This is a genomic window from Pelagicoccus mobilis (genome assembly GCF_016595505.1).
GTDB lineage: Bacteria > Verrucomicrobiota > Verrucomicrobiia > Opitutales > Opitutaceae > Pelagicoccus > Pelagicoccus mobilis.
In genome coordinates this window covers 51,902-59,967 of the sequence record NZ_JAENIL010000047.1, presented here as the reverse complement: position 1 = coordinate 59,967, position 8,066 = coordinate 51,902, and the positions used below count along the sequence as shown (strand labels likewise).

Below are 8,066 nucleotides of genomic sequence, written 5' to 3'. Positions count from 1 at the left end.
TCTTCGTTCTTCATTCTGAACTTTTCGTTTAGAAGTGGCAGCCCGACAGGGATTGGCTTCGAGACTCCGTCTCTTCGGTCCTGCGGACTCACGCTCCGCGTGCCCCATCTCCGCTTCGCTCCGTCAAACCCCTTCGGGGTTCTTCATCCCTTTTCTCAAGGGAAAGCATAGCGCCACTTCTTCGTTCTTCATTCTGAACTCTTCGTTTAGAAGTGGCAGCCCGACAGGGATTCGAACCCCGACTGACTGGACCAAAACCAGTTGTGCTACCATTACACCATCAGGCTAACCTTTGAAGGAGCGATAAGTTGGTAATAAGATTCCCCTTCGTCAAGCGCCTAAATCACGATATTTTCGCCATCTCACGAAAGACCGCCTAGACTTAACCAAACCTAGCATTGACGAGTCCAACTCACTTTGGCTTAACGAGTTTTTAATGTCATCAGCTTCAAATCCGGCCGAGAAACCGAAATTCAAACGCGTCGTTCTTAAATTAAGCGGCGAAGTACTCCGTTGTTCCGAAACAGGCGATCCGATCTCCTGGAACACGCTCCGCACGATCTGCGAACAGGTAAAAGAAGTCCACGAGCTAGGCGTCCAAGTCTGTATCGTGATCGGAGGAGGAAACATCTACCGAGGTCTCTCGGGCTCCAAAGATCAAGGAGTCGACCGAACGACCGGCGACTACATGGGCATGCTCTCCACCGTGATCAACGGCCTCGCATTCATGGAATGCCTCGAGAAAATGGGCGTACAAACACGCGTACAAACCTCGATCCCCATGAACCAGGTCGCGGAGCCATTCATTCTCCGCCGAGCCATCCGCCACCTCGAAAAAGGCCGAGTCGTCATTTTCGTAGCAGGCACCGGAAACCCCTACTTCTCTACCGACACGACCGCAGCCCTCCGCGCCAGCGAAATCGAAGCGGAAGTCATCATGAAGGCCACCAAGGTAGACGGCATCTACGACAAGGATCCGATGAAGCACGACGACGCCGTCAAGTACGACAAGCTCTCCTATATCGACGCCCTTCAGCAACGCCTCAACATTCTCGATTCCACTGCGTTCTCGCTCTGTATGGACAACGAGGTACCTATTCTCGTGTTCGAAACCAGTTCAATCAAACGAGCCATCGTCGGCGACAACGTCGGCACACTCGTCTCCTAAATTTAAATACAACCCCTCCAAACAATGGACGAAGATACAGTATTTCTCACTATGGACGAAAAGGCCGATAAGGCCGTCGAGCATACCCGCAATGAATTTGCAGGCGTAAATACAGGAAAGGCCAACCCTGGAATGGTAGAAGGCATCACTGCCGAGGCTTACGGCAGCCAAATGTCCCTCAAAGAGATGGCAGCCATCACAACTCCAGACGCTCGCACCATCGCGATCCAGCCTTGGGACAAATCGACCATCAAGGCGATCGAGAAGGCCATTCTCGCTTCCAACATCGGTATCACACCAGCCATCATGGGTGATGTTATCCGCCTCCCCCTTCCAGAGCTGACAGGCGAACGCCGCCAAGAGCTCGTGAAAGTCGTTAGCAAGCAAGCCGAAGAAGGACGCGTCGCCGTTCGCAACGCACGCCGCGATGCAATGGATGCCCTCAAAAAGCTTCAAAAAGCTGGCGATATTACCGAAGACGACCTCAAAGCCGACGAAAAGGAGATCCAAAACAAGACCGACGCTGCGATCAAACAGATCAACGATCTCTTCGCTGCAAAGGAAAAGGATCTTACCACAGTTTAAGCAGCTCCGCTGCCTAGGTCTCTCGGCCATAGGAATTTAGGCTGTAGGTGCATTCACCTGCAGCCTTTTCGCTTCACAAGCCCATACCTTCAACCTAAAGACCTAAGGCCTAAAAACCTCCCAAATGAAACGCGTCGTCATAAAGCTTGGTACCGGCATCCTAACAACTGGTATCGGTAAAGTTGATACAGACCGCATCAACGCGATCTGCAGTCAAGTCGAAGAATTGCGCAAAAGAGGCATCGAGACGCTCATCGTCAGCTCCGGAGCTGTCGGCATGGGCATGGGGGCGCTAGACTTACAAAGCCGCCCCAAGACTCTAGCGAAGCAGCAAGCTTGCGCCGCCATCGGGCAAAGCCGCCTCATCCAATGCTGGCAAGACGGACTCCAGCCGCACGGCCTCGTTGCAGGCCAAATTCTTCTCACTCATGAAGGGCTGCGCATCCGCAACCGCTACGTGAACGCAAAAGCCACCATCGAGCAACTGCTCGCCTATGGCTGCGTTCCTATTCTTAACGAAAACGACTCCGTATCGAATTTCGAAATACGCTTCGGCAACAACGACCTGCTCGGCGCCATGGTCGCCAGCTTAAGCGACGCAGACCAATACCAGATTCTCTCCACCGCTCCGGGCCTCATAGACATGGACGGCGATGGACAAATAATCCCCGTCGTCGAAGAGATTACACCCGAGATCCAATCCCTCGCCAAAGGCACAAACTCGCCTACCGCCGTGGGAGGCATGGTTTCAAAGCTAGAAGCCGCCAAACTCGCCGCCGAATCCGGATGCGAAACCTTCATCGCCGATGGCTCAGACGAGAATATCATCCTCCGCATCATTGACGGCGAAACGATCGGCACTCGCTTCAAAGCGTCGGCTTCCCCCATGGGATCGAAAAAACGCTGGCTCGCCTACTTCCAACGCGCCAGCGGCTCTATCGAGATAGACCAAGGAGCCTGCAACGCTATCATCCAACGTGGAAGCAGCCTCCTCGCAGCAGGAATCACCGGAGTCCAAGGCCATTTCAAGGCGGGCGACGTGGTAGACATCGTGAACACCAAGGGCGAAGCGATCGCTCGTGGCGAAACGTCCTTCTCAAACTCCGAAATCGAAACCATCGCCAACAAGGGAGCCGAAGAACTCAACGAACTCTACCCTGACCGCAAGCGACTTGAAGCCGTACACCGCGATGCGCTTGTGCTACTGTAGAAGCCGGAGATAATACACTTCCGGAACCCAAGAAAACCGAATGGACTTTGACCTCAGCCCGACAAGCAACGCTTTTGACATTCCCGAAATAGACTTTCGGGCCGAGCTAAACGACGAACAATTCGCCGCCGTCACAGCCGAACCTGGACCACTTCTCATCCTCGCCGGAGCCGGTTCGGGCAAGACCCGCACCCTCACCTACCGTGTCGCCTACCTCTTGAGCAAAGGCGTTCGTCCCGGCGAGATCCTGCTCCTCACTTTCACCAACAAAGCCGCCAAAGAGATGCTCGACCGCGTCGAGGAACTCACCGCGGTAGAAGGTCGCAGCTTCTGGGGAGGCACCTTCCACAGCATCGGACACCGTCTTCTTCGCATGCACGGAGAAGCCATCGAACTCCCTAAGAACTTCACGATTCTCGACGCGGGCGAAGCGGAGACCGTCCTCAAGCACGCCGTCGAATCCGTCGACTCTAGCTTCTTCAAAAACAAGACGCACCCCAAGCCGGGCCCTCTCTCCTCCATCATCAGCATGGCCCGCAACACCTGCGAATCGATCGAACGCACGATTCTCGCTTTCTTCCCTCAACACCACGAGTTCATCGAACGCATCGAAGGATTCGCAGAAGCCTACGAGAAGCGAAAGCGCGAACAAAACGTGGTCGACTATGACGACCTGCTCGTCTTCTGGTTAAAGCTCCTCGAAACCGCTCCCGAAGTCGCGGAACACTACCAGAATCGCTTCCGTCACTGTCTCGTCGACGAATATCAGGACACAAACGTGCTCCAAGCCGCCATCGTCGACAAGATGGCTCCGCACCACCGCATCATGGCGGTCGGCGACGACGCCCAGTGCATTTACTCCTGGCGCGGCGCCAACTTCGAAAACATCCTAACCTTTCCTGATCGCCACCCCGGAACGGAGATTCTCCGCATCGAGACCAACTACCGCTCCACACCCGAAATCCTCACCATGGCCAACGCGATCATCCAGAATCGCACCAGCCAAGGTTTCGAGAAGGAACTCAGAGCACACAAGCCCTCTAGCCAGAAGCCATTCGTGGTACAGGCCATGGACACTCGCGAACAGGCCCAGTTCGTCATCACTCGCATCCGCGGACTCATAGACGAAGGCCGCGACCCACGAGAAATCGCCGTCCTCTACCGCTCCCATTTCGTCGCCCTAGACATGCAAATGGAGCTCTCCAGAGCGGGAGTCCCCTATCAAATTACCAGCGGCGTACGCTTTTTCGAGCAAGCCCACATCAAGGACCTCGTCGCCCACCTTCGCCTCGTCTACAACCCCGCCGACGTTACCGCCTTCCTTCGCATCTTCTTGCTCCTCCCCAAAGTCGGCGAGAAGACCGGGCAAAAGCTCTACGACCACACAATCGCCGTCGCCAAGAAGCACGAGATCGATTTCATCGATGCCCTCCATCACCCGGATACGATTAAGAAAGCCCCAGCCGCCGCCCGGGCAGACTTCGAATCCCTCGCCATCAGCCTGCGAGACATGAAGCAAATCGCCGACACCGGCTCGCCCGACGAGGTCGTACAGATGGGGATCGACGGCTGGTACTCCTCGTACTTGCAAGGCGCATACGCCAACTATTCCAATCGCCTCGAAGACCTCAACTCCCTCGTCGGTTTTGCGGCTCGCTTCGAAGAGATGCAGGAGCTGATCGCTCAAATCACTTTGCTCAACTCAGAGACCTCTGGACGCATGGAAGACTCGGACGAAGCAATCCGCCTCACCACCGTTCACCAAGCGAAAGGTCTCGAATTCGATATCGTATTCGTAATCGGAGCTGCCGACGGCTTTTTCCCCACCCGCCGCTCGATCGACGTCGGCGATACCGAAGAGGAACGCCGCCTCTTCTACGTAGCCGTCACCCGGGCACGCGACGAACTTTACGTCCTGTACCCAAAGATGAATACAAAAGGCGGCCCAAGCATGTTCCTAAACCCAAGCCGCTTTCTCCAGGAAATATCTACCGACCTTTTCGAGCCGATTCGAATTCGTCGCAACTACGGTTGGTAGACAAAGCCGCATCAATCCACCATGAAGACCCTTTTCACCCTCATCGCCCTTCTCCTATTTGCCGCCAGCGCAAACGCGGAGCTGACCATCATTTCTACCAACCACCGCGACGCCGACTCGTTCAAGCGATTCAGCGAGTTCTTCACCGGCAAGCACAGCGACGGGCGCTACTCCGTTTTCCGCAGCGACGAGACCAGTCGGGACGGTTTCTACGTGTCCTTGCTCGCCAAAGACAAAAGCATCTTGCCCAAAGTATCCGAAGTAAAAGTACAGTACGTCAAATCAGGAAGCCAAGACATCCACTCCTTCACTCTGCCCGTTATCGAACTGAACAAGAAACGAATCCTCGTAGGCTTCACCGGAGGCGAATGGGAAAGCGGCGACTCGCACCCAGTCGCGTGGAAGATCGAGCTCCTCGACTCCTCCAGCAAGCCGATCGATTCCGCCCAAAGCTTCCTCTGGTCAGAATAACCCGTAGCGCGGTGCTTCAGCCCGCGAACTCACATGCCAGATTGGACTCCCTGGAAAACGCTTCCCCTAAAAACGCCCTTCACTCCCGACACCCTTGCTGAAACCCTCGACGGAGGCCAAGCCTTTCGCTGGAACTTCCAGGAAGAAGAGAATTGCTGGCAAGGAATCTGGGGACAAAACGTAGCCCGCTTACGACTCTCAGAAGATGGTGAATTAAAGTACTCGCTCCCGAAACAAAGCAAGGGCACCAAGCAGGAACTCAAAACCTACCTACGCACCGACTTCGACTGGGACGCCGCCATAGACCAGCTCCCTTGGAGAAGCGATCCACACCTTGCCACTTCACTCAAAGCCTATCCCGGCCTGCGAATCCTGAAGCAGCCCTTTGCAGAGGCAGTTCTCTGCTTCCTTTGCTCAGCCACAAAGCAGATCCCACAGATCAAGGTCATGTGCGAACGCATGGCGGAATCGCTTGGCAATCAGATTCACCCCGGTATCCACGCCCTTCCTACATGGGAGCAGCTAGCAGCAGCGAGTGAAGCGGACCTCCGCGCCCTTGGTCTCGGCTTCCGAGCCAAAAATATCAAGAAGACCGCCGACCTTCTAGCAAACAACCCCAAGCTTCTCAATCAGATCGAAGCGGCACCTTACCAAGAAGCCAAAGAACGCCTTGTCCAACTTCCAGGAGTCGGTGAAAAAATCGCCGACTGCGCCCTCCTCTTCGGCGCCGCAAAACTCGAAGCTTTCCCCGTAGACACTTGGATTATCAAGGTCCTCGAAAAACGCTATAATTTAACAGGCTGGAACCCACCTCAACTCTCCCAATTCGGCCGCGTCCACTATGGAGACTACGCAGGCTTCGCACAGCAATTCATCTTTTCCTACGAACGCTCAAACCCATGAAAACCAGAGAGGACCTCACTCAGCACCTACAACGTATCGATGGGCGACCGTATCCAGCTTACAAAGACATTCGAGGTCGCTACGATTTCGGTTTCTTCAGCCTTTACGTCGACAAAGTCCAAGGAGATCCCTTCGCCTCCCCCTCCCGCCTCTCCGTCATTCTCCCGCACGTCGAGTCCGAACTCCCCACCGACCTTTTCTCAAACGCCTCCCGCCGTACTGGCACTGAAAACTACCTCGCCCTAGAATTCTCGAAAGCGTGCCGACAAGCCTCCGGCCGAATGGGCTCGGGAAAGTCTGGCCTCATCGCCATCGACACACCTGGCCAAGAACTCCTGCAGCGTAGCTGCCTCGAAATCGACGAGGACTCAACTATCATACGCTTCTCCGTCGGCCTCCCCGCAAACGGACGCCGTATTCGCGGGCGCTCCGCCGCCGAACTGCTATGCGAAGAGCTTCCTGGCATCGTCGAGGACACGCTCTGCTACGATCATATCGACACCTCGAAAATCAAGTCCTTCGCTGATACGGCTGAAGATGCCGACACCCTACGCTCCCAACTCGCAGGTCGCGGACTCGTAGCGTTCGCCGCAGACGACGCCATTCTCCCCCGAGCCTCCGGCATCGATCAACGCCCAATGCAAGGAGCCGTCCCTTTTCGCTCCCCCGATTCACTCCGCCAATCCTTCGATCTTCCTCACGCTGGAACCGTATCCGGAATGGCCATACCAGAAGGCGTCACCCTCATCGTTGGTGGCGGATATCACGGAAAATCAACCCTTCTTGCCGCCCTCGAACGCGGAGTCTACAATCACCGTCCTGGTGATGGCCGCGAACTCGTCGTGACAAGGAGAGACGCAACAAAAGTGAGAGCTGAAGACGGACGGTCCGTCGCCAAGGTCGACCTCTCTCCTTTCATCGGGCAACTCCCCGGCGGCAAAGACTCCTCCGCTTTTTCAACCGAAAACGCGTCCGGCTCATCATCCCAGGCAGCCTCCATCATCGAAGCACTTGAGGCTGGCAGTCGTACGCTCTTACTCGACGAAGACATATCGGCGACAAACCTACTCATTCGCGATGCTCGCATGCAAAAACTGATCGCACGCGACAAAGAGCCGATTACACCTTTCGTGCAACGAGCTCGCTCGCTCTACGAGGAATGTGGTGTATCCACTGTCATCGTACTCGGAGGTTCCGGCGACTATTTCGAACCAGCGAACCTTGTTGTCGCACTCGACAACTACATACCCCAAGATCTCACCGTCGAAGCCAAGGCCCTCTGCGATAGCCCTCGCAACGAGATTCCACTGGATCCCGAGACCCTAGCCTTGAGTCCGCAAGACTCCAAGCGCTTCGCGAGGTCCGAATCGATCAACCCCTACGCTCGCGGTCGCAGCCGCGTCAAAACCAGAGATAGCCGCTCCCTGACTTTCGGCGACGACGAGATCGACCTATCGCTCATCCCGCAGCTCATCGACAACTCCCAAGCCAAAACCATCGGAGCCGCCCTCCTCTTCGCCCTCGAAGAAGGCTATTTCGAAAACGCTCCTATCCCTCTCGCCTTGAACAAGAGCCTCGAGGCTGCCGAAACGGATCGCCTCTCGACACTTGGCAAGGGCGACTTCGCAGAAATCCGACTCCAGGAACTCACAGCCGCCCTGAACCGGCTTCGATCCCTCCAAATCAAGTAG

General features: G+C 55.6%; 7 protein-coding genes and 1 tRNA gene. 7 read left to right on the top strand and 1 reads right to left on the bottom strand.

What is annotated here, in order from left to right; all coding sequences use genetic code 11:
* Positions 1 to 213: 213 nt before the first annotated feature.
* Positions 214 to 287: transfer RNA gene (locus tag JIN87_RS21225), tRNA-Gln, on the bottom strand.
* A gap of 149 nt (positions 288 to 436) precedes the next feature.
* Between JIN87_RS21225 and pyrH the strand changes: the two genes are divergently transcribed.
* The 7 genes from pyrH to JIN87_RS21190 all read left to right on the top strand — a co-directional run bounded on the left by pyrH (position 437) and on the right by JIN87_RS21190 (position 8,066).
* Entirely contained in the window at positions 437 to 1,168 is a 732-nt protein-coding gene (gene pyrH / locus JIN87_RS21220) for a UMP kinase (RefSeq protein WP_200357634.1), read from the top strand.
* Between the two features lie 24 nt (positions 1,169 to 1,192).
* On the top strand, positions 1,193 to 1,753 hold the full coding sequence (gene frr, locus JIN87_RS21215; RefSeq protein ID WP_200357633.1) for a ribosome recycling factor: 561 nt from the start codon (positions 1,193 to 1,195) through the stop codon (positions 1,751 to 1,753).
* A gap of 124 nt (positions 1,754 to 1,877) precedes the next feature.
* A complete protein-coding gene (gene proB, locus JIN87_RS21210; protein WP_200357632.1) occupies positions 1,878 to 2,963 on the top strand; it encodes a glutamate 5-kinase in 1,086 nt (361 codons plus the stop codon).
* 40 nt (positions 2,964 to 3,003) lie between these two features.
* Positions 3,004 to 5,001 carry an ATP-dependent helicase gene (locus tag JIN87_RS21205; RefSeq protein WP_200357631.1) on the top strand — a complete coding sequence of 666 codons (1,998 nt, stop codon included), beginning with the start codon at positions 3,004 to 3,006 and terminating at the stop codon, positions 4,999 to 5,001.
* A 21-nt stretch (positions 5,002 to 5,022) separates the two neighbouring features.
* Positions 5,023 to 5,472 carry a hypothetical protein gene (locus JIN87_RS21200; RefSeq protein WP_200357630.1) on the top strand — a complete coding sequence of 150 codons (450 nt, stop codon included), beginning with the start codon at positions 5,023 to 5,025 and terminating at the stop codon, positions 5,470 to 5,472.
* A gap of 33 nt (positions 5,473 to 5,505) precedes the next feature.
* A complete protein-coding gene (locus JIN87_RS21195) occupies positions 5,506 to 6,375 on the top strand; it encodes a DNA glycosylase (protein WP_200357629.1) in 870 nt (289 codons plus the stop codon).
* Positions 6,372 to 8,066 carry an ABC-ATPase domain-containing protein gene (locus JIN87_RS21190; protein ID WP_200357628.1) on the top strand — a complete coding sequence of 565 codons (1,695 nt, stop codon included), beginning with the start codon at positions 6,372 to 6,374 and terminating at the stop codon, positions 8,064 to 8,066. The genes JIN87_RS21195 and JIN87_RS21190 overlap by 4 nt, the downstream gene beginning before the upstream one ends.